Source organism: Nodosilinea sp. P-1105, assembly GCF_012911975.1.
GTDB lineage: Bacteria > Cyanobacteriota > Cyanobacteriia > Phormidesmidales > Phormidesmidaceae > Nodosilinea.
Genome location: NZ_SMDQ01000013.1, coordinates 65,164 through 91,154 on the forward strand (window position 1 = coordinate 65,164; position 25,991 = coordinate 91,154).

21 protein-coding genes are annotated in these 25,991 nt (G+C 55.9%); 14 read left to right on the plus strand and 7 right to left on the minus strand.

All coding sequences use genetic code 11. The annotated features are described in order from the left end of the window. Window positions 1-154 precede the first annotated feature (154 nt). The 3 genes from E1H13_RS08280 (at window position 155) to ald (ending at window position 3,895) form a co-directional block, all read left to right on the plus strand. The gene (locus E1H13_RS08280; protein WP_169612938.1) at window positions 155-1,399 is read left to right on the plus strand and encodes an adenylate/guanylate cyclase domain-containing protein; all 1,245 of its coding nucleotides are present in this window, start codon (window positions 155-157) and stop codon (window positions 1,397-1,399) included. Between the two features lie 187 nt (window positions 1,400-1,586). Then, window positions 1,587-2,774 (plus strand): hybrid sensor histidine kinase/response regulator, encoded by a 1,188-nt coding sequence (locus E1H13_RS08285; RefSeq protein ID WP_169612939.1) that lies wholly within the window; start codon window positions 1,587-1,589, stop codon window positions 2,772-2,774. A 23-nt stretch (window positions 2,775-2,797) separates the two neighbouring features. Further along, window positions 2,798-3,895: an alanine dehydrogenase gene (gene ald, locus E1H13_RS08290; RefSeq protein ID WP_169612940.1), complete on the plus strand. Its 1,098-nt coding sequence runs from the start codon at window positions 2,798-2,800 to the stop codon at window positions 3,893-3,895. Here ald and E1H13_RS08295 read toward each other — a convergent pair. Together E1H13_RS08295 and E1H13_RS08300 are read right to left on the minus strand one after the other, a co-directional pair. After that, window positions 3,879-5,456: a type II CAAX endopeptidase family protein gene (locus E1H13_RS08295; RefSeq protein ID WP_169612941.1), complete on the minus strand. Its 1,578-nt coding sequence runs from the start codon at window positions 5,454-5,456 to the stop codon at window positions 3,879-3,881. The genes ald and E1H13_RS08295 overlap by 17 nt on opposite strands. Before the next feature lie 329 nt (window positions 5,457-5,785). Further along, the gene (locus E1H13_RS08300) at window positions 5,786-7,249 is read right to left on the minus strand and encodes a YdiU family protein (RefSeq protein WP_169612942.1); all 1,464 of its coding nucleotides are present in this window, start codon (window positions 7,247-7,249) and stop codon (window positions 5,786-5,788) included. Between the two features lie 139 nt (window positions 7,250-7,388). Between E1H13_RS08300 and E1H13_RS08305 the strand changes: the two genes are divergently transcribed. Together E1H13_RS08305 and E1H13_RS08310 are read left to right on the plus strand one after the other, a co-directional pair. Then, a complete protein-coding gene (locus tag E1H13_RS08305; protein WP_169612943.1) occupies window positions 7,389-7,529 on the plus strand; it encodes a hypothetical protein in 141 nt (46 codons plus the stop codon). A gap of 57 nt (window positions 7,530-7,586) precedes the next feature. Beyond that, on the plus strand, window positions 7,587-8,360 hold the full coding sequence (locus tag E1H13_RS08310) for an MOSC N-terminal beta barrel domain-containing protein (RefSeq protein ID WP_169612944.1): 774 nt from the start codon (window positions 7,587-7,589) through the stop codon (window positions 8,358-8,360). A gap of 116 nt (window positions 8,361-8,476) precedes the next feature. Here E1H13_RS08310 and E1H13_RS08315 read toward each other — a convergent pair whose 3' ends face one another. Then, window positions 8,477-8,800: a hypothetical protein gene (locus E1H13_RS08315; RefSeq protein ID WP_169612945.1), complete on the minus strand. Its 324-nt coding sequence runs from the start codon at window positions 8,798-8,800 to the stop codon at window positions 8,477-8,479. A 305-nt stretch (window positions 8,801-9,105) separates the two neighbouring features. Between E1H13_RS08315 and E1H13_RS08320 the strand changes: the two genes are divergently transcribed. Both E1H13_RS08320 and E1H13_RS08325 read left to right on the plus strand, forming a co-directional pair. Next, a complete protein-coding gene (locus E1H13_RS08320) occupies window positions 9,106-9,990 on the plus strand; it encodes a GvpL/GvpF family gas vesicle protein (protein ID WP_169612946.1) in 885 nt (294 codons plus the stop codon). Window positions 9,991-10,163: 173 nt separating this feature from the next. Then, window positions 10,164-10,364 carry a heavy-metal-associated domain-containing protein gene (locus E1H13_RS08325; RefSeq protein WP_169612947.1) on the plus strand — a complete coding sequence of 67 codons (201 nt, stop codon included), beginning with the start codon at window positions 10,164-10,166 and terminating at the stop codon, window positions 10,362-10,364. 169 nt (window positions 10,365-10,533) lie between these two features. On the opposite strand, the gene E1H13_RS08330 is transcribed toward E1H13_RS08325, so the two are convergent. From E1H13_RS08330 to E1H13_RS08340, 3 genes are all read right to left on the minus strand, one after another. After that, on the minus strand, window positions 10,534-11,523 hold the full coding sequence (locus E1H13_RS08330) for a Gfo/Idh/MocA family oxidoreductase (protein WP_169612948.1): 990 nt from the start codon (window positions 11,521-11,523) through the stop codon (window positions 10,534-10,536). Window positions 11,524-11,547: 24 nt separating this feature from the next. Continuing rightward, window positions 11,548-12,432, minus strand: coding sequence for a hypothetical protein (locus E1H13_RS08335; RefSeq protein ID WP_169612949.1), 885 nt, complete (start codon window positions 12,430-12,432; stop codon window positions 11,548-11,550). A gap of 69 nt (window positions 12,433-12,501) precedes the next feature. Then, the gene (locus tag E1H13_RS08340; RefSeq protein ID WP_169612950.1) at window positions 12,502-13,164 is read right to left on the minus strand and encodes a hypothetical protein; all 663 of its coding nucleotides are present in this window, start codon (window positions 13,162-13,164) and stop codon (window positions 12,502-12,504) included. Between the two features lie 608 nt (window positions 13,165-13,772). Between E1H13_RS08340 and E1H13_RS08345 the strand changes: the two genes are divergently transcribed. The 6 genes from E1H13_RS08345 (at window position 13,773) to E1H13_RS27220 (ending at window position 22,339) form a co-directional block, all read left to right on the plus strand. Next, window positions 13,773-15,422, plus strand: coding sequence for an alpha-amylase (locus E1H13_RS08345; RefSeq protein ID WP_169612951.1), 1,650 nt, complete (start codon window positions 13,773-13,775; stop codon window positions 15,420-15,422). Window positions 15,423-15,873: 451 nt separating this feature from the next. Then, window positions 15,874-16,023 carry a hypothetical protein gene (locus E1H13_RS08350; RefSeq protein WP_169612888.1) on the plus strand — a complete coding sequence of 50 codons (150 nt, stop codon included), beginning with the start codon at window positions 15,874-15,876 and terminating at the stop codon, window positions 16,021-16,023. Window positions 16,024-16,282: 259 nt separating this feature from the next. Further along, the gene (gene putP / locus E1H13_RS08355) at window positions 16,283-17,791 is read left to right on the plus strand and encodes a sodium/proline symporter PutP (protein WP_169612952.1); all 1,509 of its coding nucleotides are present in this window, start codon (window positions 16,283-16,285) and stop codon (window positions 17,789-17,791) included. A 121-nt stretch (window positions 17,792-17,912) separates the two neighbouring features. Continuing rightward, window positions 17,913-18,986: a fatty acid desaturase gene (locus E1H13_RS08360; RefSeq protein WP_206070238.1), complete on the plus strand. Its 1,074-nt coding sequence runs from the start codon at window positions 17,913-17,915 to the stop codon at window positions 18,984-18,986. Between the two features lie 98 nt (window positions 18,987-19,084). Next, window positions 19,085-19,504: a hypothetical protein gene (locus E1H13_RS08365; RefSeq protein ID WP_169612954.1), complete on the plus strand. Its 420-nt coding sequence runs from the start codon at window positions 19,085-19,087 to the stop codon at window positions 19,502-19,504. A 153-nt stretch (window positions 19,505-19,657) separates the two neighbouring features. Beyond that, window positions 19,658-22,339 (plus strand): glycoside hydrolase family protein, encoded by a 2,682-nt coding sequence (locus tag E1H13_RS27220; RefSeq protein ID WP_240966538.1) that lies wholly within the window; start codon window positions 19,658-19,660, stop codon window positions 22,337-22,339. Between the two features lie 366 nt (window positions 22,340-22,705). On the opposite strand, the gene E1H13_RS08380 is transcribed toward E1H13_RS27220, so the two are convergent. Next, window positions 22,706-23,101 carry a response regulator gene (locus E1H13_RS08380; RefSeq protein WP_169612955.1) on the minus strand — a complete coding sequence of 132 codons (396 nt, stop codon included), beginning with the start codon at window positions 23,099-23,101 and terminating at the stop codon, window positions 22,706-22,708. A 329-nt stretch (window positions 23,102-23,430) separates the two neighbouring features. Here E1H13_RS08380 and gyrA point away from each other — a divergent pair, with 329 nt between their 5' ends. Beyond that, window positions 23,431-25,971 (plus strand): DNA gyrase subunit A, encoded by a 2,541-nt coding sequence (gyrA, locus tag E1H13_RS08385; protein ID WP_169612956.1) that lies wholly within the window; start codon window positions 23,431-23,433, stop codon window positions 25,969-25,971. Window positions 25,972-25,991: the final 20 nt, after the last annotated feature.

Genomic DNA, 25,991 nt, shown 5'->3' on the forward strand with positions numbered 1-25,991 from the left:
AAAAAGATGGGGACGGACAGCAAACTGTGCCAATTATCGACGATTGATCGACCGGCAGCCGCGATCGCTGTGATTTGGTAATGGACTGCTACATTAAAAGCATCAGAGTGTGCCAGGTTGAGCGTTACTGCATTATTCCTCCGAGGTTTCGGCGATGAGGGTACCGTCATCCCCAACGTTGGCCTGGAACGATCGGCCCCGGTCCCTGACGATTCAGGCCTCCCTTGACCAGGTCGTAGCCGATGCGGCCCACCGTAATGAGCTGCGGCTGGCCTATGTGCGATCGGTGGTGTTGTTGATTTCCCTGGTGCTGGATGGGCTGGTGTTTTTGTTTCCCAAACCGTTGATGGGGCAAGACCAGATTCCCCCCACCATTGTGATCATCAGCTTTTGTGCCACCCTGGTAGCCCTAGGCCTGGTGCATAGTTTACGCCAGGAGATGGCCCTCAGCACCCTACGACGCTGGCAGGTGGTGATTCCCCTGTTTGATGGTCTGTTGCTGTGGGCCTTCATCACCAACATTGCCCGGGTGTTTGGGGAAAGCCAGCCGTTGATTTTTGCCAACATTGCGGCTTTTTGCGGCCTGATGGCGGTTTCTGGCGGCATGCGCCTGAGTCGTCGGGCCGCTTGGCTGACGACAGTCTTAGCCCTGGTGAACTTTGCCTATGGGGCGATGCTGTTTCAGGCCAGCCTGGCGGTGGGGCTCTTTGCGGCGGTTACAATTTTGGGCACCGGCCTTTTGGGGCTGTGGATGGCCACCATTGTGCGCCGCCATGTCAAAAACGAGGCGGGCCGGGTGCTGATGGAGCGGTTTTTGCCTAAAACTGTGGTGCAGGCGGCCTTCGAAGATCCCCTCAGTCTGGTGCAGCGGCCCCAAAAGTGCCAGGTGACGGTGATGGTCACCGACCTGCGCAACTTCACCCAGTTTGCTGAAACCCAAGACCCCCAAGCAGTTTTATCGTTCCTAAACCGCTACCAGGGGTTGCTGGTTCACTTGGTGGAGGGTCACGGCGGTTGGGTTGATAAGTTTATGGGCGATGGCATGTTAGCGGTGTTTGGGGCTCCAGAACCGCTAGACAATGCCGCAGACCAGGCCCTGCGGGCGGCCATGGCCATGCTGGCAGAAGTGCAGCAAATTTCGCCCCTGGCTATGGGCATTGGCCTGCACTCGGGGCCAGTGGTAGCTGGCTGCTTGGGCACTGGCAGTCGGCTCGAGTTTACGGTGATTGGCGACACTGTCAATGTGGCCACCCGGATTGAAGCCCTGACTAAATCCCTGGGCCATGGTCTGCTATTGAGCGCCAGTACCCAGCAACAGCTGCAAGATTGGCCCCTGGTGTCTGTGGGGTTGCAACCAATTCGAGGACGTCACGAGGGCCTCGAACTATTTACCCTTTAGGCTAAACGCTGAACCAGGCGGGGAAACTTATATCCTGGGATAGAGGAAGGTAGAGCGCTCTGTGTGACACTAATGGGCAATGAGTCAGGCCAGCTCTCGGGGAGATTTTTAGATGCGATCGCCCCATCCCTAAACAGCTGAGCTTATTCATCTTGTAGCGCCCTTCGCCGATACCTCGGAATCTATAATGCCTCCGGATTTTTCCCAAGGTTCTCATCACATCCTGGCCGTCGACGATTCCCCGGACAATTTATTTTTGATTGAGACCATCTTAGATCACCCCAGCTACCAGATCACCTGCGTGGCCAGTGGCCAGGAGGCGCTGGCGGTGGTAGAGCAGTCTCCCCCCGATGTGATTTTACTGGACGTGATGATGCCGGGGCTAGACGGCTATGCCGTCACCGCACGCATTCGCCAAAATTCCTCCCTGCCCTACATTCCGATTTTGCTGATTACGGCCCACGACCAGTCCAGCTTGGTGCAAGGCCTAGACGCTGGAGCCGACGAATTCATTCGTAAGCCCGTGGATGTGAACGAGTTGAAAGCCAGGGTGCGATCGCTGTTGCGGTTAAAGCGGAGTATTGATGCCCAGGCCCACATGATTCGCCAGCGGGATGATTTTGTAGCCCGTCTTACCCACGATCTCAGGACTCCACTGGTGGCCGCCAACCGGATGCTCAAGTTGTGCCAAGATGACGCCTTCGGACCTATTCCCGTCGAGGCCAAACAAGCCGCTGGCAACATCATTGACAACAACAATAACCTGCTCAATATGGTCAACACTCTGCTAGAGGTGTACCGTCACGAAGCTGGTCACAAGTCCTTAACGGTGTCGTCTGTGAACTTGGTTGAGCTAGCCGAGGCGGTGGTGCAAGAACTGGCCCCTGTAGCCGCTGAAAAGCAAGTTGACTGTTTAATGGGTCCAACCGCTGAGAGCACGCCGCCGACACCCCCATCCGTGTTTGACATCGAAGGCGACTATTTGGAACTGCGACGGGTTGTCACCAACCTGGTGGGTAATGCAATTAAATTTACCGACCAGGGTAGGGTAACTGTGACAGTGGGAGCTGGGCCAGAACTGCCCCCTGCGATTCAAGCTGAAATCGCCTCGGCCAAGGCTGATACTTGGGTTTGGGTTGCGGTGGCTGACACCGGTATCGGTATTACCCCTGAGGATCAGGCTAAGATTTTTCAGTGGTTTCGTCAGGGCAATCAGGCCCGGGCCGGTCATGGGTTGGGGTTACACCTAGCCCAACGGATCGCTAAACTTCATGGTGGTGCCATTGGCGTCACCTCAGCCGTGGGCCAGGGGAGTTGTTTTACCCTATATTTACCAGCGGTTACCCCAGCCGAGATCACCACTGAATCCAGCTAAATCCATTCAACCAACACATCACCATGAACATTGGGCTACCCAAGGAAGTCAAGGATCAAGAATTTCGGGTCGGTCTGACCCCTGCCGCCGTAGCTAGTCTTTGCCGCCAGGGCCACCAGGTCGTGGTTGAAGAAGGCGCTGGCGTCGGTGCCGGGTTTGAGGATACGGCGTATCGCCAGGCTGGGGCTTCATTGGTGACTGATCCTACCATCGTCTGGAACCAAGACATGGTGGTGAAGGTGAAGGAACCGCAGCCTTCGGAGTATGGCTTCTTTCGCCCCAACTTGATTTTGTTTACCTATTTGCACTTGGCCGCCGAGCCTAAGCTTACAGAAGCTCTGGTCAAAAGCGGCATTACCGCCCTGGCCTATGAAACCGTCACCACCGCCGATGGCCGCCTACCACTACTCACCCCGATGAGTGTGATCGCGGGTCGGTTGTCGGTCCAGTTTGGGGCTCGCTACCTAGAGCGCCAGCAAGGGGGACGAGGGGTGCTGATAGGGGGCATTCCTGGGGTTTCCCCAGGAACCGTATTAATTTTAGGAGGCGGTGTAGTCGGCACTGAGGCGGCTAAAATTGCCGTGGGTATGGGAGCCAGGGTGCAAATTGTCGACATTAATTTGGACCAATTGGCCTATCTAGAAACCTTGTTTGGTTCTCGGGTGGAGTTGCTATACAGCAGCCCCAGCCAAATTGAAGCCCTGGTGCCCCAGGCTGACCTGCTGATTGGGGCTGTGTTGATACCTGGCCGCAAGACCCCCACTCTGGTGTCTAAGCCAATGGTGTCCACCATGCGTCCGGGCTCTGTGATTATTGATGTGGCAGTGGACCAAGGGGGCTGCATCGAAACCCTGCGGCCCACCTCCCATAGTCAGCCCACCTACATTGAGTCGGGGGTGCTGCATTTTGGCGTACCCAACATGCCGGGGGCAGTGCCCTGGACAGCCACCCAGGCCCTGAGTAATGCCACCTTGCCCTACGTGACCAAGCTGGCTAACCAGGGGCTAGTGGACGCCCTTGATGCCGATAATGGTCTGCGGGGGGGGCTAAACGTGGCCGAGGGTAAGTTGGTGCATCCAGCGGTGCAGCAAGTGTTTCCCGAATTTAGCCACCCAAAATAAACAACCCCACCATGGTGACGCTGTTCCAGGCGCTGTGGAGCACCATGGGGGAGAGGAGATTGCGCGATCGCGTGTAGACAAACCCCAAAATCGCGCCTAGCAGGGTCAGGGGCAACACCTCTGACAGGCTCAGGTGGGCGGTGGCGAAAATCAGGCTGCTGAGCACAATCGACCAGCCCACGGACATGTACTTGGTCAACGAGGGCAGCAGAAAACCCCGAAACAAGACCTCTTCAAACAGCGGGGCGGCAATGGCAGCGGTGAGGAAAAACACCACCAGCGCCACCGGGTCCTGTTCTTCCAGCACGGTTTGCAGTAAAGGGTTGCTGCCCCCCTGTCCCTGCCAAATCTGTTGGTTGATCAGCGCCACCCCAAACATCAGTGGTAGGGCCACAAAGTAGCCGCCGATGCCCCATAGCAGGCCCCGACTCGATGGTTTCAGCCGAAACATGTCGGTGGGGATGGGGCTGTAAGCCCGAATGGACCACCACAGCACCCCTAGCCCCCCGGCGGCCATCAGTAGGTAGTACACCAGGGAAAAAACCGCTCGACTGCGGCTATCCAGGTTGGCACTGGCAATGCCCAAGCTCCCTAGCACTAGGGGCAGTACGATTTGCCCTACAAAGAAAAAGCCGACGATCAACACTTGCCAGATGGTCTCCGCTGTCCAGGGGATGGCCCAGCCCTGGCTGGCATTTTGTCGCAGTAGGGATTGGTTACCCCGGATCACCCGCTGGGCTAACAACCAGAGAATCAACCCCACCCCAATCGCTGCTCCTATGGCGGGTAGGATACCGACTAGGGCCAACTTCAACAGTTTGGTGCGGGCGGTCGCTTGTTCTTGAGCCTGTAACTGCGATCGCGCTTCCTCTAGCCCTTCTATGGTATAGAGCTGATCTAGGGCACGGTATTCAAACCAGCCATCTAGGGATTGCTGTAGCCAAGCTTCATCCTCCGGTTGAGGGGGTTGGTCTTGCCACAGGCGGATGAGGGTATCGGCGGTGCGCATCAGCGGGGCCGGGGTCGTGTTGCTGTCTCGCACTTGGAGCCAACGGTCGAGGGCCGACTGGGTGTCCCCCTGGTAGGCCTCCATCAACCCCAGGCGAATATCCAATTGGTCAATCAGCGCTCCCTGTTGGCTAATCGCCGTTTGCAGTCGCCGTGACAGGGGTTTGCCGGCATTGGTTCCATTCGCTAGGGTGTCAGGCCCTAGGGAACCAGTCGCCCCAGGCGCCTCTGGTTCTGACCAGCGGCTCATGGTTTCAGCTGCATCTTGACGAACCGTCTCATACTGGGTTTTGGCCGTCCCGACGGGGTCCTGGCCCAATAACCCTTCCCGGACTATGGGCCACTGGTCCTCCGGCAGCCCCTCCCCCTGCCAGGCGCTACCTTCCAGCAGTAGGTCCGTTTGGTATAGCTGGAGTTGGTTGGCCACCTGGGGTTCGTTCCAACTGTTCAGCAACGACTGCACCAGCACCAGGCCTACCAGGGCTGTTACCACAATCAAAAACAGTCGCTTCACAGACAGCCAGGGCTGAGGCGGGGTCGGTTTAGGGCTCATAGGGTGTGATGGCAATGTCTAAGGCAAAAACGCAATTTTTCTATTATCACACTCTACTTGGCCAGGGGGTGGCGAAGGGGGGAGTGGGGGAGTGAGGGAGTGAAGGAGTGGGGGGGGGGGGGGGGGGGGGAATTTTGGATTTTGGATTTTGGATTTTGGACCCTTCCCTTTGCTACGCACGGGCTACGCCCTATGTTTTTCTGTTTTCGTTTTTCGTTCTTCAGATACGTAGGGGCGGACCCACGTGTCCGCCCTGGTGGGGAATATAGACGCAGAGTAACTTCCCGCCTGATAGCAGGGGGACAAGGACGTTCAAAATAATGCCCCTGTCAATTCGCCTCAAACGGATGCTGGATACGCTGCAGCAGATCGTAAAACGGTTGCCAGTGGTTGTCGGTGGTAATCGGTTCCCAGATCGCTTCGATCTCGGGGCGCAGCAGCACCGTTTTAGGATTGGTGCTGCTGAGGCATTGCCTCACAGTTTCCATGGCCTCTGCCGGTAACGTTTGCAGGCAACGGTGGTAGAGATCGCGCCAGAGTCTTAGGGCCTCTGCTGCGGCTGGGTCTGAGGCCTCTAGGGTGGTGCTCAAAATTTGGCTGGAATCGTCTCGCCACTGGGGACTAAACTGCTGGGTCAGTCCTAGAAAAAAGTCGTGGTAGCCGACGTTGACTGAACCTAGCAAGTTCTGGGTTTGGTTGACGATCGCGATCGCCAGTTCCGCTGCTAGATTCTCCAGCCCTAGCTTGCGCAGCATCCGCTGGCGATAGTGGCCCAGGTAACGCTCTTGGTAATGCCCTAAAGTGGCCTCAAGATCGGCTTCGACCATCACCAGCTTCAGGGGTTTGTGCAGTGCCTTCAGGTTCAGCTGGCAAATCATCGGCTGGTTGCCATAGCTGTAGCGACCAGCATAGTCAAAGTAGGCGGCGGTAAAGCGGGGATCGTACTGATCTATAAAGGCATAGGGGCCATAGTCAAAGCTTTCCCCGGTAATTGACATGTTGTCGGTGTTCAACACCCCATGGCAAAAGCCCGCCGTCATCCACTGGGCGGCCAGGGCCGCCACCCGGTCTACCAACTCATCGTAGAACTGTAAAAACCGGTCTTGGGGGTCGGTAAACAGGCGCGCTGCTGGGTAGTACAGGTCGATCACATGCTCCAACAACTTGGTAATTAGGTCGGGGCGCTGGTGAAACTCCAGTCGTTCAAAGGTGCCAAACCGAATGTGGGAGCGGCTAAACCGCACCATCACCGCCGACCGGGTGGGGGAAGGTTCATCCCCGCGCCACAGGCCCTCGCCAGTTTCAATCAGACTAAGGGTGCGAGAGGTGGTCACCCCCAGGGCATGGAGGGCTTCTGCCGCCAGCACTTCCCGCACGCCGCCTTTCAAAGTCAAGCGACCATCGCCGCCACGAGAGTAGGGGGTTGTGCCCGACCCTTTGGTACCAAAGTCATAGACTGTGCCATCTGTACCCTGCACCTGGCCGTATAAAAAGCCGCGTCCATCCCCTAAATAGGGGTTATATTCCCCAAACTGATAGCCGTGGTAGCGTAGGGCTAAAAATGGCTGTCGCTGCAAGAATTGGCCAAAGGCTTGAATAAAGTGCTCGTCGCTCACCTGGGCTGGATCTAACCCTAGCTGTGCCAAAATGGCATCATTACGAAAGCGCAGTTGGTGCTGAGGAAAACTAGCCGCCTCCACTACGTCGTAAAATTCGTTCCCCAGGGCCTCAAGGGCGGGTAAATAGTCGAGGTTGAGCAGGGGATTGGTGGTGGCCGCGAGGGAGGAGGTCATGGAGCAGGGGTAAAATTAGACTTTAGCAACATACACATTTCTAAAGTATGCCGCAAGATTACCACCCCTGGTAGCGATCGCCCTATCCCTGGCCCATGGGTTACGGCGGCATTTGAGACCGGTGCAGTGCGGCCCCAGGTTGACCGCCAATCCCCCGACCCCGACCGCTAATGCACCCTACGAATCCAAAATCCAAAATCCCCCCACCTTCCCATCCCTTCCCCGTGGGTTACGGCGGCACTTAACTGGCCAGGCGATCGCCATTACCCTGACCGCCTAACCCACGCTACGAACCCAAAATCCAAAATTCCCCCACCTCTTCACCTCCCCATCCCCCATGCCCCCCCATCTCACCCGCATTGACTTATTCCCAGTTAAATCCCTAGATGGGGTCAGGGTCCCCAAAGTGACGGTGCTAAACAGTGGGGCGTTGGAGCGCGATCGCACCTTTGCCCTGTTTGACGCCAAAAACCGGTTTATTAATGGCAAGCGCAATGCTGCCATTCACCGGCTGCGGGCTACCTTTTCCACGGATTTGCAGGCCATGGCTATTCGGGTGGATGGCAACGAAGCAGAGCACACCTTTCACCTCCAGACCGACCGCTCAGCCCTGAACGCCTGGCTGAGTGACTATTTTCAACAGCCGGTGACAGTACAAGCTAACGACACTGAGGGGTTTCCCGACGATACCGAAGCCGCTGGCCCTACCGTTATTAGCACGGCCACCCTGGAGGCCGTTGCCGCCTGGTACCCCGACCTCACCGTAGCTGAGGTGCGCCGTCGCCTGCGCACTAATCTGGAAATTGGTGGCGTTCCAGCCTTCTGGGAAGACCAACTGTTTGGCCCTGGTGCTACCCCTGTATCTTTCGCGATCGGGGATGTGGTATTTGACGGCATCAACCCCTGCCAGCGATGTGTCGTACCCACCCGCGATGCAAGAACAGGGGAAGTCAGCCCCAATTTTCAGCGGGTGTTTACCCAGCAGCGGCAGACCACCTTGCCTCCTTGGACCCACCGCGATCGGTTCAACCATTTCTATCGCTTAGCTGTGAATACTAATATTCGCAACCAAGGGGGTAAGGTTTTGCGGGTTGGAGACGCAGTAAAGTGACCTTTAGGTGGATTAAGAGCAGGTTAGTTACTTAAGTCCACTCATTTCAATGGTTGGCCAGAACAAGATTCCCTTCTCTGTTTGCTAGATACGATGATCTCTCAGATAGAGAGCGATCAAACTGAAATTTGATATTCAATTTGATCAGACCTAGGCAATAGACTATTGTTCTCGTTACCAATCACCAATCCAACTAAGAAAGTTGCTGCTACAGCCCAGATTCCTACTACCGTAAAAAGAACAACAAACCATATTGGAATCTGGTAGGAATGGGATGAGTCGTCCTGTAGCTTCAAAGATTTTAGTGCTTGGTTTACGTTCTCCTGAATGATTTTCAAATCGTTCCTTAGTCTTTCGTCTTCTTCCCTTCTCTCATCATTTTTTACAGATTGTAGAAATACTTCCAAATCTTGTTGGATAGCATTAGAAAGCTTAGCCATTATGCACCTCCGATTTGTCAGCTCGTAAAGCAAATTCATTTAATAAGAGCTTCTGCAGAGATCTCCGCATAGAAACCCTGAATGCTTTCCTTTCATTTCATTTATTCAGCAACAGTTTGAGAAATGGCTCGATTAGTTGCTGAAATTTGCACACTCTCTTTGGTTTGGGTATCGTCGGGCTTGCATACTCTCACCAAATTTATCGTATGGTTTTAATTGTTCTTGAGTCCCAAAAATCATCAAATTTTTACTGTACTTATCAAATTTAAACAGTATATAGATCCATTCCTGGTAGGGGAGAAGCCATGGGCAAGATTACACGTGTTAGCGCTGTACCTCTGGTTAGAGGAGATGCCCCCATTATTGCCGATATCCCCGACGCTGTAATATCCATGGTTAGCTCTGGGGGGAAGCAGATGAAGCGATCGCGACCAGAGCGGGGGGTTTCCCCTGGTGGTTCAGCAGACTACCATCAAAGGAAAGCCCTGACTGAAATGACCATGGCCGCTACCGAGTTGATTTACATCTATGGCATTTGTGTGCCGCCGCCTGCCTCCCTGCCGCCGCTGCCCCTGGGCTTAGAGGGAGAACTACAGGTGGTCACCGAAGGGGCGATTGCCGCGATTGTTGAGCCAGGCCTAGATCTAGAGGGCTTACAGGCTGACGATCCCCGTCTGCTGACCGCCGTGCTTAGCCACGATCGCGTCATTTGTGAGCTGTTTCAGCAGATGCCCCTGCTGCCCCTACGGTTTGGTACCCAGTTAGCCTCTCTGGAAGCCCTCAAACAGCACTTAGCTGACCAGCAGCACACCTACCAGGCCAAGCTAACCGCCCTGGCAGACAAAGTTGAGTACCAAATTAAGTTGTTGCCCCAGGACATTCCTTTACCCCCTGTACCCGATGGATTGAAAGGACGGGACTACTTTCTAGCTAAAAAACAGCAACTGCACGATCAAACCACTGCCCAAGAACAGCAACAGGCCGAACTGCATACCCTGCTACAGGAGTTACATACTGCCTATGGTCCCGGCGTAGAAGGGGGTAGCCCCACGGGCGAAGCGAAGGTATACATTTTAGTAGAGCGGCAGCGAGCTGTTGACTTGCAGCAGTGGCTAGAGGCCGTAAACACACGGGTGCGCCATTGGGACATCACCCTCAGCGATGCCTTGCCACCGTATCATTTCGTGTAGAACGCCGGCACAGATCCCAGAGTTCTGCCCAGGGGTGCCCCAAAGTTCATAGCCAATCAGCCCAAGCACCCTGGGATCTTGATAAACTGGGCCGGTGCTCTGGGGATGAGCTGTCTGAAATCAGCATCTAAAATACTAATGTTCACCCATGGCTTTAATGCCCACAAAATCCTATGACCACTGTTAATCTGACGGTTCCTGATATGGCCTGTGGGGCCTGTGTCGATACCATTACTAAAGCGATCAAAACCCTTGATCCTACCGCTAAGATTGATACCAATCTGGAATCTAAGGCGGTTCAGATTGAAGCCAGTATCAACGAAAGCTCGATTACCGAGGCGATTGAACAGGCCGGATACATAGTAAAAGCTTAACTTCTAGTTCCCCATGTGGCCCTTTAATGCCGCCAGTGCCCCTGCCCGATGCCCCACCTGTATGGACATTGGAGCGGGGCAGGGGTTGTTTGCCGTGCAGTTTGCCCAAGCTTACCCCCACAGCCCCTTGATCGCCATTGTGCGTACCCAGGCACACTATGCCAAACGGCTACCCTGCAACAGTGATCGACTGGCCAGATGCCGCCGACTGCTGCACCGCTGTAGCCACCCGTAGGCTATACACACTGGCGGCGGGGGTACAGTACAGGGGCTTGTCCGCCAGTAAATGGTCCAGCACCGCTGTGGTGTCGGCGGCAAATAGCCCTCGCCGGGAGCCCAATGAAAGCGATCGCGCCCCCTGGGCATTCACCCATTCCCCTCCATCCCCGTCCAGCACCAATTGTCCCTGGCTGCCGTAAACCTCTAACCGGCGGGTGGAGGTCCAAAAGCCTTCCCCCTTACCGTAAGCCACCGCCGCCACCAGGCCGCTGGTAAACGTGAGTTGGGCGGTGCAGAGGCAGGTGGTGTAATAGTCCAGCCCGTCGCTTGCCTGGGCCAGGCCGCCGTACTGGTTTTGGCCATACACCCGCTGCACTGGGCCAAAGGCATCGATCAGCCGGTGCAGCCGCGATAGAGCCCCCACCAGTGGAAAGCCAAACTGCTGGGGGCAATAGGACCAGGAGCGGGGCACCCGACGTTTCGGGGCCAGGGTGCTATAGCGGGCGTAGTGAATCTGGCCCAGGGTAGCTAGATGGGTCTTTAGGGCCTGGTGGGTGCCCCCCAGCAGCTCAATGTGCTCCACATGCAGTAGGCGATCGCGGGCATGGGCCAAGGTCAGCAACGCTTCCGCCTCAGCCACGGTCAACGCCAGGGGATACTCCACCACCACATGCTTTTTGGCCCCTAGGGCCGCCGCGGCCACCGCCCCGTGGTAGCAGTTGATGTGGCACACCAGCACCAGGTCAACCTGGGGATGATGGACCACCTGCTGCCAGGTAGGTAGGGCCAGCGTCTGGTACTGCTGGGCAAAGGCCTCGCTATCCCCAGGCAGATAACCAGCCACCGCCACCAACCGGCCCCGGCCATCCTGTTCCAGGGCTTCAGCCCGCTTACGGGCCACAAAGCCAGTTCCGACGATGCCCACCCCTACGGCTGCCATGGTAACGCTGGTTGCCCCCAGCCGTTAAAGTTCCGCCACGGCCCGCTCAATCAACCGGCGGGCCAGGGTTTGGGTGCCAGTGTGTTCGTAATATTTAACCGACATGTCCAAAAATGCGCCCAGGTAGTCGAGCTTGCCCCTAGACCCCTCAATAAAGCCGCCCAAATTGTCCAACAGGCCGCTTTGGGTAATCCCCTTGTCGGCCACAAACGTATCCATCCAGCCCTTAGTGGACTCAAAGCTTTCGGTCATAAACGACAGCTTGCCCTTAGAATCGTTGCCCGGAATTTCGTTCTTAATCCCCTTAAAGGTTTGATTGCTTTCAATGTCCGAAGGGGACATGCCCTTGATGGCATTGAGGGCTTTGGTGGAAAATTCAGCCCCCAGGGGGATAATGCCATCGAAAGAGACCAGGGCTGCCATCCGAACCAGCGACTCACTGCTGTAGTCTCCCAGGGCGGTAAGAAAGTCCCCCAGGCTATCCCCAGGAATGCCGCTAATTTTGCAGAAGGCCACCACCTCTGTCACCAGCTTCACCGCCAGGTCAATGGTTTGGGCTTGCTCTGGCTTGGGGGAAATATTTTTCAAAAACCCTAAAAACGTGTCTTGACCAATGCGGTTAGCCAACGCGGCAGTGCCCAAGAGGCCAGAGGCAGAGTCGACGGTTTCGTATAGCCAGAGGGCCGTCTGGTACCCCTGCTTCTTGTCATTGAACAGGGCCACAGCGCGCTCACCGATGGCCTGGATCATGGCCTCATCGGTTTCTCCGGTGACCACCTTGATGGTGTTGTCAAACCCCACCAGATTGTCCCATTGGCCCGGCACAAACGTATCAAGGGATTTTAACGCCCGTACTGTTAGCCCCCCTTTAGGCAGCTTATCGACGACTTCGTAAATCTTTTTGCTCACAGGTCAGCTCCTTACGGTTTGCTGTGCGTATCTGACTATCCGTCCATGATGGCCAGGATCAACCCATCCCTAGCCCGCAGGCTGAAGGGTGGGCTCTGGTGCCGGTACTTGAATTTTGGGTAGCTTGAACCCGGGTTTGGCTGGGGTGGCGTCCTTGGCCACGGGGGTATCCGACGGGGTAATGGGGTTAGCTGCCGATCGCTTGGGCTGCACGACCGCCTTGCCTTGCAGTTGGGCTAGCCCCTGCAGATCAAATTTTTGCAACCAATCAACCCGCTCTGCTTTGCCAAAGGAGGCATCCCGAGACAATACCTTCACCTGGTAGCGACCGTTGACCAATAACCCGGTGGCGGTCGTCCCTTGGTCGACCGAGGGATAACCGCTGACTAACTCGGCGGCGTCCACATATTTCTCGGCGGCAACGGGCAGGCTGATGGTGTCGTTAATGGTGAGCATGGCGACGGTGGTATCTCCCCGTTGTAGCTTATATTCTGCAAAGCCTTTCTTCTCTTGATAGGGAATCACCTGATAGTCTCCCTGGCTGGCGGGAAAGAACTGATTGAACGTACCACCCTTCTCGGCCTTCTTATCTACCGCCGCTGGAGACCGAAAACCAGTGGTATCTTTCTGTACCTGGTCATACCTAGACGGTGCCGATGAACAGGCCGTAACCAATAAAACTAAGCACAACACTAGCGGTGCTAACCGCTTTAACCAGCGGGTCAAGGTCATAACGCGCTCCTTTCGGGGAAAACAGGCAAGGCCGAACCACCTTTCAATCAAACCAATTCTGACCGTGCCACAGAAACATAAGACCAAAATAAGGGGTCACTATTGTCAATAAAACGTAACCTGGCAATGATTCTTAATAGCTTGATCGATAGCCTGATCGGTCTTACTCCGTCTAAAGACAGAATCTGCGCAAACTCGTATATTTTCCTTACTTGTGTAGCTTATGCTGATTTGATATTTCAATCATTTGGCAGGCGGCGCTGGTGCTCAGTCAATCTGATAATGACTGGGTCTTATAGTCCAGGATTCACGGCTTCAGATGTAAGGTTAATGGCCAGCCGTGAACCTTACACCCTACTGACCTGTCATCTTTAGCTTGGCAGATTACTTGGGCACCGGTACCGATTTCAGAGTTTCCCATGGGGAAGCACCCAAATTCATAGCCCATAGGCCTTATACCAAGTCCAGTCACCACATACCCGACACCTCGTACCTGACACCCAACACCTTGCATCGCTCACCACATACCCGACACCCGACACCTTCAACTCTGATGGTCGCTTTTCTGCTAACCCCTACTACTTGCGTCCTTTACCCCCACTACTACGATGGCGAACCCTTTCCAGCAGCTTAAAGATACCTTTGCCTCCTTTGGCTCTGATCTTACTGTCGAAGCCCGTGACAATGCTAAGAGTCTCCTGCGAGATTGGCTGAACGCCAATGCCGACGTTATTCGGGGCAAGCGCAAATCCGGAGAGTTTAACGGCACTATGATGCAGTACTTCCACTGGTATACCCCTGCCGACGGCAGCCACTGGAAGCAGCTTAAGCAGGAAGCCAAGGCCCTGGCTGACGCTGGTATTACCGCCCTGTGGTTGCCGCCAGCCTATAAGGGGATTGGCGGCGGTTACGACGTGGGTTACGGGGTCTACGACCTATTTGACCTGGGGGAGTTTGACCAAAAGGGCACCGTGCGCACTAAGTACGGCACTAAGGACGAGTATGTGGCTGCGGTCAAAACCTGTCGGGAACTGAGCATTAACATCTACGCTGACGTAGTGTTTAACCACAAAATGGCGGCGGATGAAGAGGAAGAGTTTAACGCCACCCCCATGGACCCCAACGATCGCCACCGGCCTTTGGGGGAAATGCGCAAAATCAAGTCCTGGACCAAGTACACTTTCCCGGGGCGGGGGGATCAGTATTCCAGCATGAAATGGCACTGGTACCACTTTGATGCTGTGGACTACAACAGCTACGAGCCTGACTATAAGGCCGTCTGGCTGATTGAAGACAAGGCTTTTGAAGACAAGGTGAGCTGGGAACTGGGCACCTTTGACTACTTGATGGGCTGCGACCTGGATATTGACCACCCAGAGGTGCGAGGGGAACTCAAATATTGGGGCGAGTGGATGTTGGACCACATTGGCGTCGATGGCTTTCGCCTGGATGCGATTAAGCACATCTGTGGTGACTTTTTTGTGGACTGGTTGGGACACCTGGAACACTATGCCCAGCGGGATCTATTCTGCGTGGGCGAATATTGGACCTACGACCTCGGCACCCTGAGTTGGTACGCTGGTAATTCCGGGGGGCGTTTGGATTTATTCGATGCCCCACTACACCTGAATTTCCATAAAGCCAGTAAGGCCGGTCCTCACTATGACCTGCGCCGCATCTTTGACCATACCGTGGTCAAGGAAATGCCGTTGTTGGCGGTCACCCTGGTGGAAAACCACGATACCCAGCCGCTGCAAGATTTAGAGTCGGTGGTGGAAGCCTGGTTTAAACCCCTGGCCTATGCTCTGATCCTGCTGCGGGCCGAGGGCTACCCCTGCATCTTTCACTGCGACTATTACGGGGCCCACTACGTCGATCACGGTAAAGATGGTAACGAGTATGAAATCTGGCTTGCTTCCCATCGATGGATATTGGATCGCCTGTTGATTGCCCGCAAGCACTTTGCCTATGGCCCCCAGTACGACTACTTTGACCACCCCAATGTGGTGGGCTGGACCCGGCTGGGGGAAGAAGCTCACGATCGCGCCATGGCGGTGTTGCTGAGTAACGGTGACAGCGGCACGAAATGGATGGAGGTGGGTAAACCAAATGCTAATTTCTATGACCTGACGGGTCACATCAAGGCACCGATTAAGACCAATGAACACGGTTGGGCCGAATTTCGCTGTAACGGTGGCTCGGTGTCGGTCTGGGTAGAAGAACACCCGATTTTGGATCGGTTGTTTCAAGTGCTATAGAAGGTGTTATGGGATGGATAGCCTACTCTAATGTCAGTAACTGAAGAATGTCCTAAATCAGGTTTAAGGTAGGGGAAATGGGAAGGTGAAACCGTAGGAAAATGCTATCTTTTTTTGAAATTAGAATTTTATTGAATGCAAGTTTTGCAGGTTAGATAGCTTACCTGCCCGTGGAGAGCTGAGATGGCTATCTCACGTTATTTAATCCTTGCTCCTTAAGAAAATGGCACGATCCTGACGGCTGAAACCTTTTCCATTGCTTCGAGAAACTTAATCTGCGGGGGCAGTATCCCTGACTACAATAATCTAACAAAGATATATTGGGCTGCGACCTGCTGGGCGTCATGTCTGGGGGCAAGTGTTAACGATCGCTTGTGTCGTTTAACCTTGCCCTATCAACTTTTGCGACTGGGGACGTAGCCTCTACTCACGAATAAGAAAAGGTTATGTCATGGATAGTGCGTTTACTGCGGCCACCTGGTTTTGGCTGCTGATTCCTGCGGTGATCTGCTTGGGTTGGTCGGTATGGCAATACTGGCAAGAACAGGCCCACATGCGATCGCGCAAACAACCCTACAAGCTAGAAAGTCGGTCGGAATGATCCCCAATCTAAACCAAATCCAAGTCCAGACCTGGAGTTCTGCCTGGGGAAAAACTCCAGATCCCGAGCTGGACTTGGTATAGGACGCCGTGTCTATTACTCAGTCAAGCTAATGGGGGTGAGTTCTGCGCACTGGAGTTCACAGCCCGTCATAGACCGTGAGCCGTGAGCCGTGGACCGTGGACCGTGAGCCGTAAACCGTGACCCCTGTCAGCTATTCAGATCAGATAATAAACATCTGTTTTAGGAAACTTTTGTCATGGCTGCGAGTACCTTGATTGCCTTTGCCCTTTACCTGTTGGTGATGTTGGGCATTGGCTTATTTGGCTACAAACTCACCAACAAACATGCCGATTACATTTTGGGTGGCCGCAGTCTGGGGCCAGGGGTGGCGGCCCTCAGCGCTGGAGCCTCTGACATGAGCGGTTGGCTATTGCTGGGGCTGCCGGGGGCCATCTACGCCGACGGCATGAACCAGGCCTGGATTGTGATTGGCTTGATGATCGGCATTTTTATTAACTGGCAGTTTGTGGCCAAGCGCCTGCGGGTTTATACGGAGGTATCGGGAGATGCCCTCACCCTCCCTGACTTTTTAGATAACCGCTTTCGCGATCGCGCCCGGCTGTTACGAGTCCTGTCGGCCATTGTGATTTTAATCTTCTTTACCCTCTACACCTCCGCCGGGCTGGTGGGGGGCGGCATCTTGTTTCAGCAATCCTTTGGCCTCGACTACACGGTGGCCCTGTGGGTAGGGGCGTTGATTATCGTCGGCTACACCTTCCTGGGGGGCTTTTTGGCGGTCTGCTGGACCGACTTTATCCAGGGCATCATCATGTTCTTGGCGATTGTGATTGTGCCCATCGTGGCCATCACCTCCCTGGGAGGACTGGGGGAAGTGGCCACCCAGGTGGGGCAATTAGACCCTGGTTTTAACGACATCATGACCGGTACTTCGCTTTTGGGCATTATCTCTCTGATGGCCTGGGGGTTAGGCTACTTTGGGCAACCCCACATTCTGGCCCGGTTTATGGCGGTGCGATCGCCCCGGGAAGTGCCCACCGCCCAACTGGTGGCCATGTTCTGGGTGGTGCTGGCCATGTACGGGGCTCTGCTCACCGGCTATAGCGGCGTGGCCTTCTTTGCTGATGCCCCCCTCGACAACCCTGAAACCGTGTTCTTACAGTTTACCCAGGTGCTCACCAATCCCTGGGTGGGCGGTGTCTTGCTAGCCGGGGTGCTGGCGGCGATTATGAGTACCGTCGACTCGCAACTGCTGGTGTGCGGCAGTGTGATTTCCGAGGACTTCTATCGGGGCATCGTCCGTCCCCAGGCCAGCGAACGGGAACTGGTCAACCTGGGCCGAATTAGTGTCGTGATCATTGCATTGATTGCCACCGTGCTGGCTTCTAACCCCGAAGCCCGGATTTTGGCCCTGGTGGGCTACGCCTGGGCCGGGTTTGGCGCTGCCTTTGGGCCGGTGATGATTTTGTCTTTGTTTTGGCACCGCATTACCCGCAATGGCGCCGCCGCTGGCATTGTTGTGGGTGCCCTGACAGTGATTATCTGGGCCCAACTGGAAGGGGGGCTGTTTGATCTGTACGAAATTTTGCCCGGATTTATCTTTAGCCTGGTTGCGATCGTGGTGGTTAGCTTGCTGGATACCACCCCGGCGATCGAAATTCGCCAGGAATTTGCCCTAGTCCGTGACCAGATGACCAATCGCACCTATGGCCCACCCCTAGATGCACCCCCTACCGCCCTGGACTAGGGTGCATTTTTATACCGCTAAAAGTTAAGATATGTAACGGCCTGCTCATAAAGCTAGCGGCTGGCAGGCTGTGTACACCTTAAGCGGTTAAATCGGTACCTCTGTGCAATTAGATAGCGTTCTGCTTGGGCCTGGGGCATCCACCCCAGCGCCCTCTTCCTCTCAGTCAGACCTTCCTTTCACCCTGCAAGATCTAAAAGCCGCAATCCCTCAACCTTGTTTTGAGCCCTCGGTGCTGCGATCCCTGGGCTATTTTTTTGGGGATATAGCCATGATCGCCGCCCTCTACGGGGTGGCTGCCCAAATTAACTCCTGGTTATTTTTACCCGTGTTTTGGCTGATGCAAGGCACCTTATTCTGGGCGCTGTTTGTCGTTGGGCACGACTGCGGCCATGGGTCGTTTTCCAAGGCAAAATGGCTGAATAATCTGATTGGCCACCTGGCCCATACCCCGATTTTGGTGCCTTACCACGGCTGGCGCATCAGCCACCGCACCCACCACGCCAATACCGGCAACATCGATACTGACGAGAGTTGGTACCCCATTGCTGAAGCAGACTATCGGGCCATGTCATGGATCGCTAAGCTGGTGCGATTTTATGGATCCTTGCTGGCCTATCCAGTTTATTTATTTCTGCGTTCCCCTGGCCGTGATGGGTCCCACTTTTTGCCCAGCAGCGCCCTGTTTCGCCCTTCTGAGCGCAGGCAGGTACTCACCAGCACAATTTGCTGGGCAGCGATGGTATTAGTTTTAATTGGGCTAGCCATCCAGTTTGGGCCGTTGTTTTTGCTGAAGTACTATGTTGCCCCTTACCTGGTGTTTGTGGTTTGGCTAGATCTCGTCACGTTCTTGCACCACAGCGACTCTGAGATCCCCTGGTACCGTAACGATGATTGGCACTTCCTGAAAGGGGCTCTATCTACCATCGATCGCGACTACGGCTGGTTGAACCCGATTCACCACAACATTGGTACCCATGTGGCCCACCATATTTTTCTGGGTATTCCCCATTACCATCTGAAAGCAGCTACAGCCGCAATTAAGCCGGTGCTGGGGGACTACTATCGTTCGTCTGACGAGCCCATCTGGCGCAGTTTTGTGCGATCGTACTGGGCCTGTCACTTTGTCCCCGATCAGGGGTCGAAGGTGTACTACCAGCCTCACCCGAGCTATGGGAAACCATGGGTTGACTAGTACGCTGTGGTATGCGTCCGAAAAGACTATAAAGACCCTGAGCCCTCCCTAAAACCTTGGCTACAGTAGAATTGGCTTCTTTATGTTTAGGTGGCGTGATGACCCGTCCAGACTCCCCAGGTCCGAATCGCTCGGTGCAAATTAGCGGTAATGTCACCGGCGGCGCTGTCGTCGTCGGTGACAGCAACACGGTCTCGGTTCAGGTTCAGCAGGCCACCTTGCCGGCACCCGACGCCGTCGATATTCGAGCCGAGTTGCAAGCCCTGCAAGCCGTTCTGGTCAGTTTAAATGACCCCGTCGCTAGCGGTGTGGCCCAAAAGCTCGCCGAAGAGGCGCACAAGCCAGAGCCCAGCAAGGATGTCATCGCCACCACCCTGGAAACCGGGTTGACTTACACCAAAACGTTGTCGGGCTTTGCGGAGGCGATCGATAAATTGCGGCCCCATGTGGAAGCAACAGCGGGCTGGTTGGGCAAGCAGGGCCACAAGCTGCTGCCCCTGGTGGGGTTGGTCCTGTGAGGGTGGCCTGGTTGACTTACTGCAGCATCACCCCACCGTTTACAGGCTCACCCCCTGCGCTACAGCCTTATCACTTTCCTACATAGTCCTTGTACAAAAGAGATCGGGATACCGTAGCGTTAGCCCAGGTGGGCATTAGAGGGGTGACTCAGGATGGGAACGTGGATTAAAGAAACCGATCAGGCTCTGTACTTAATGCAGGGCAATGGCTACCTCGACTCTGTGTTGAAACGCCCTTCCCCCAGCAACCCCAAAGAGCAGATTGCCAATGTCAGCCCGCTCAAGGGGTGGTTTGCCCGCAGTGATCGACCTCGGGGTATGACCGTAGCTGTGGGAACGGGGGCTCCAGAACCGGAACCCGTGGCCCCTGCCCCTGGCCCTGGCGATGAGGCCCTGGCAATAGCCTTTAATGGTCAACTGCATGTGGTGGGCGACACCTTTTTCAAAACCAGTACCCAGCCCTCTAGCCAACTGGGCGATCGCGACAAAGTGCTGGTCAGGCAAGGCACGATTCTGCCAATTCGCTACTACAGCGAGGCCAGCGCCAATCACTGGCTCGTGGATTTACAGGCACCTAGCCTGGGTAGCGGCGATCGCACCCTCTGGTATGTCTACATCCCCCACATGCGCCTGGGCACCGATGACACCCTAACGGTGACTTACGATACCCTGTTTAAGCTAGCCCCCCAACCATCCACCACCCTGCCCGATGCCGCCAAGGTATTTGTGTCCCAGGGGCATCAGTTCAGGCTCGCCTCTTTCCTGCCAGCGGCAGCCAACCACACCCAGATTGAGCTAGCCGATGCCACCCTCGGCCCCAATAACGGCAGCCTGTGGTATGTCTATAACCGCCACGCCAAAACCCAGGACAATGGCAGTATCCCGCACCAGGGGCTGCAAGTGGAAACGGTGCGAGACACGGTTTTCACCCTGAGCCCCCAGCCCCCCCAGGCTCTGCCCGAGGACCAACAGGTGCAGGTCAAGGCTGGGGAAATCTTGCCGATTCAATACTACCTGGACCACAGTACCCATCAATGGCTGATTGAGCTGGTGGAACCCAACCTGGGGGATGGAAAAGCCACCAGCTGGTATATCAACACCCGCGATACCAAACTGGTGTCTGACATCACCCTGACCGTGACCAGCCCCACTATCTTCAAGAAATCCCCCCAGCCCGCTGTCACGTTGCCCGACAGTGCTAAGGTTTCCGTGGCCACGGGCAGCCAATTTACCCTGATTAGCCACCTGCCCGCCGCTGGCAATCACACTCGCATCGAACTGGCCGATACCCACCTGGGTCCTAATCAGGACAGCGTTTGGTACGTCTATAATCCCCACGTCACGATTCAGGGCCAGCGGCAGTTGCTGCAGGTGCTGAGTGACACGGTGTTTAAGACCAGTACCGCTCAGTCCAGTCAGTTGCCCGCCGAGGAAAAGGTGCTGGTGCGGCGCAACACCATCTTTGAGCTCAGTTCCTACGCCCAACCCGCCAGCAACCACGTCAAAGTCGCCCTCAAAGGGGCATTTCTGGGTCCGCAAAACCGTAATACCTGGTACTGCTTTTTGCCGGACATTTATGTGGTGGGTACAGAGATTGGGAACAACCCCAATGACCAAAACAATGGCGGATCGGGCGGGGGCGGCGATCGCGGCATTCCCCTCCAGTTTCCTGGCTTTAGCGGCACCTACTATGCCAATGATCCGATTTTCTGGCAGACCCAGTACGGCGATCGCGGCAATTTCACCTGGGGGGAAGCCCTCCACGTCAACCCGACCACGGGCCAGTACCGCCGTCCGGCCAGTGCCGATGTGATCTATGGCATCCAGCGCATCGCCCGGGCCATGGAAGATATTCGTAAGCGCTACGGCGATCGCCCGATCACGGTCACCTCCTGGTATCGGGACCCGGCCACCAACGCGGCCGTCGGCGGATCACCCAACTCTCGCCATTTATTTGGCGATGCCGTGGACTTTGTGGTGCCGGGCCGCCATCCCTTTGATGTCTACGCCGACTTAGACGCCTGGTGGGGCAGCCGGGGCGGACTGGCCAGTGCTCGCAGCTTTACCCACATTGATGCCAGGGGCTACCGGGCTCGCTGGGACTACGGCGATCGCTCCGTAGCCATGGCCACCCAGGCGCCCCTGTCATCAACCACCGGCACCTGGATGAAAGCAACCGACCTGGCCATTTACCTGATGCGCGGTAACACCTGGATTTCCCGCCTGACCAAAACCCCCTCCGCTGCCAATCCTCAAGAACAGGTGCTGAACATTACCGGCATGGCCGCCTGGTTTGAGCGCCCCGACTACCCCACTGCCATGACCTTTGCCATGGGCACGGGCGCCCCCGAGCCCGACCCCTGGGTGCCCAGCCATAGCGGCAAAACCAACCCCGCAGGCATCGCCCTGATCAAGCACTTCGAGGGGTTGCGCCTAACCGCCTACCAGGACCCGGTTGGCATCTGGACCATCGGCTATGGCCACACCTCCATGGCCGGACCACCCCCGGTTGTCGAAGGTATGACCATTACTGCCGCCGAAGCCGAAGCCATTCTCAAGCAAGACCTGGATCTGTTCGAACGGGGGGTAGCCGATGCTCTGACCATCATCACCAATGACGACCAGTTTTCAGCCATGGTTTCCTTTGCCTTTAACGTCGGCCTGGGGGCTTTCCGCAACTCCACCTTGCTGCGCAAGCATAATGCCGGGGATTTTGCCGGGGCAGCCGACGAGTTTCCCCGCTGGATCTATGCCGATGGCCAGATCCTGCCGGGGTTGGTGCGCCGTCGCCAGGCAGAAAGGGCTCTGTACCTGGGGCAAAACTGGGGGCCGTGAGTTCCGCAGGAGGGAGGTTGCCTCAATACACCAGGCCTTACCATACCCTCCCAAGGAGGGGTGCCCGTTCGCGTTCGCGAAGCGTTCCGAGGAAAAGCGTTCTGCAGGAAAGGGCGGGGTGTTCCCCTCCTGGGAGGGGTGCCCGGAGGGCGGGGTGGGTTCTTCGGGCTTGCTTGACCCACCCCTACCTACTTCGACAGGCTCAGCACAGGCCTCCAAAGGAGGGGATTTCGGACCTTGACGGCACAAAATCCTTACATCTGTTAACCCTAAATTCAAGACTTGACTCAAGACTAGTGGGGCGTTAAAGAGCTACTGCTGTAGGCTTGTCAAAGCACCTGCGATATAGTACAAAAATACCACTACCTATTCTCCCATGGCAGACTTGATTTGATCCACAAACTCCTGATGGTCGATTACGGGTTTAGAAATATAGCCATCGGCACCACTTTCATGGAGGAAATTTTCTCGATCCCCCTCCATGGCGTGGGCGGTGACCAAAATCACTGGCAAACTAGCGGTGTTGGGGTCAGCCTTGAGGAGCTGGGTGATTTTGATGCCATCCATCGGTTTTCCCTGGTACATGCTGTGGGCCAGAGACACATCCATCAGTACCACATCGGCTTCGCCGCGACGGGCAATGGCCATCACCTCGTCCACATCTTCCGTGTGCTTAACGGCCAGGCCGCCGCGTTTGGTCAAAATCTTAGAAAAGACGCGGGCATTGACCAGGTCATCTTCCACAATCAAAACAGTTTTCATGGCTTGGGTGTTTCCCTACGACCAAAACGATAGGCTTGCCATACCCAGGGCATTGCTTATAACGTACAGCATTGTTAACCCTGATGTACCACATCCCACTGATGATTCGTTGTCTTTGCCTATCTTGGTCGCCAGTACCGTCCAGGGATTACCGTAGATGAAGGTACTCCCATCCACCCTAAGGGGCTTTATCCCCCTGTTATGGCCTTGTCAAAAGACAGGTTGACAATTCCAGGTTCAGGCTGGGAACGTTAGATTCCCTAGGGTTAAGCGCCTGACGTCGTTGCCACCCATGCCCCATATCTCTCAGTTCACCCAGGATCCTGCCCATGGCCGACCAACTTAACATCCTTGCTTCTGGGCAAATTGTGCCCACCTCTCTGCATACCGAGGTGCAACGGTCATACCTGGAATACGCCATGAGCGTGATTGTGGGTCGTGCCCTACCCGATGTGCGTGACGGTCTGAAACCAGTGCATCGGCGGATTCTGTACGCTATGCACGAACTGGGGTTAACCCCCGATCGCCCCTACCGTAAGTGCGCCCGGGTGGTGGGGGATGTGCTGGGTAAGTACCATCCCCATGGCGATCAGGCGGTTTACGATGCCTTGGTGCGGATGGTGCAGACCTTTTCCAGCCGCTATCCCCTGCTGGATGGCCACGGCAACTTTGGCTCGGTGGATAACGACCCCCCGGCCGCCATGCGGTACACCGAGACTCGCCTATCGCCCATCAGTAATGAGGCCCTGCTAGAGGATATCAGCGAGGCCCTGGTGGACTTTAGCGATAACTTCGACAGTTCCCAGCAAGAACCGGTGGTGCTGCCGACCCAGTTGCCCAACCTCTTGCTCAATGGGTCCTCAGGGATTGCGGTGGGTATGGCCACCAACATCCCGCCCCACAACCTGGGAGAGGTAATCGACGGGCTGATTGCCCTGATTGATCGACCCACCCTGTCTGACGAAGAGCTATTTCGCCTGGTGCCAGGGCCTGACTTCCCCACGGGCGGCGAAATTATCGGCACTGAGGGGATTTATGACGCCTATCGTACCGGTCGGGGCAGCATTCCGGTGCGGGGAGTCAGCCAGTTTGAGGAAATTCGCCCCGGTCGAGGCCGCCAGCGACGCAATGCCATCGTGATCACCGAACTGCCCTATCAGGTGAATAAAGCGGGCTGGATTGAGAAGATTGCCCAACTGGTCAACGCTAATAAGCTGGATGGTATTGCCGATATTCGCGATGAGAGCGATCGCGACGGCATGCGGGTGGTGATCGAACTAAAGCGGGAAACCTCGGGACAGCGGGTGCTGCAAGACCTGTACCGGATGACCCCCCTGCAAAGTAATTTCGGGGTAATTATGCTGGCCCTGGATAATGGCCAGCCCCGCCAGTTGCCCCTGCGGGAGGTGATGCAGGCGTTTCTAGACTTTCGAGAAACCACCCTGACCCGCCACTACCAGCATCAGTTGGACAAAACAGAAAACCGGCTGCACATTCTGGATGGCTTATTAACCGCCCTGGGCAACCTGGATGCGATTATCGACATTTTGCGCAATGCTCCCGACGGCACCACCGCCAAGCAGCAGTTTCAGCAGCAATTTGAGCTCAGCGAACGCCAAGCCGATGCGATTTTGGCCATGCCCCTACGCAAACTAACCGGCATGGAACGGCAAGGGCTGGAAACTGAGTATGAAGAGTTTACCCAGCGGCGAGACCAGCTGCAGCGGCTGTTGTCAGACCGGCGGGAACTGTTGAAGGCGATGAAGAAAGGGCTCCGGGCGCTGAAGAAGAAATATGGCGATTCCCGCCGCACCCGAATTCAAACAGAAGCTGAGCGAGAAGAAGAATCTCAACAGATTGAGGACATCATCGCGGAGGCGGTGGAAGAAGACACCGTGGTGGAATTTAGCCAGAAGGGCTATGTGCGGCGGTATTCCCAGCGATCGTACCAGCGGCGCCAGGCGCGGCTGGATGCAGACACCAACCCCAAGCTGCATGATGCCGAAGAGGACTTAACCATTCAGGTGGAAGCGGCTGTCACCACCCAGGAGGTGCTGACCCTCACCCGGGATGGTCGCGCCTTTACGGTGAGCGTGGAGGATATTCCAGCCAATCCCCGCCAGGGCAGAGGGGTACCGCTGGTGAACCTGTTGCCCGATTCGGTGCCCGCCGATGCCGATGCGGTCGTGACCCAACTGATGATTAATGACAGCAACCTCGGGCAGGACCTGATTTTGGTCACCCGCAAAGGCAAAATCAAGCGTGCCCCCCTGAGGGAGTTCACCAACCTGACCGGGCGGGGGCTGACAGCGATGAAGGTAAAAACGGGCGATGACTTAGCCTATGTCACCCTGGCCCAGGCGGGGGATGAGGTGATCTTAGGGACATCTGGGGGCAGACTGCTGCGCTTCCCCATCGATGATGACAATTTACCGATCATGGGGCGGGCCGCCCAAGGTCCCCAGGGGATACGCATGGGTAAACATGAAACCCTGATTGGCTGTGTGGCGGTGCAGGGGAAAAACGATTGTGTGCTACTGATGTCAGCGGCGGGCTATGGCAAACGTCTGCCAGGGGAGGCCCTGCGCCTGGCCAAACGGGGGGACATTGGCACCCAATCGTTCCAGTTCAGCCAAAAGACCGATCACCTGGTGGCCCTAACCCCAGCCATCCCCCATACGGCCCTGACGGTGCTGACCAGCGCCGAGCGGGTGGCCATCGTGCCCATCGAGTCGGTACCGCGTCAGGGTCGCACCGGAGAATGCGATCGCGTGGTTAAGCCCACCAAAGGCGAAACCGTCACCCAGGTGCTTACAGTTACCCTGCCAGAGTCCAGCGAGAACCAGGCCGCATCCACCGAGGAGGAGTAACCCCGGTGCGATCGGAGGTA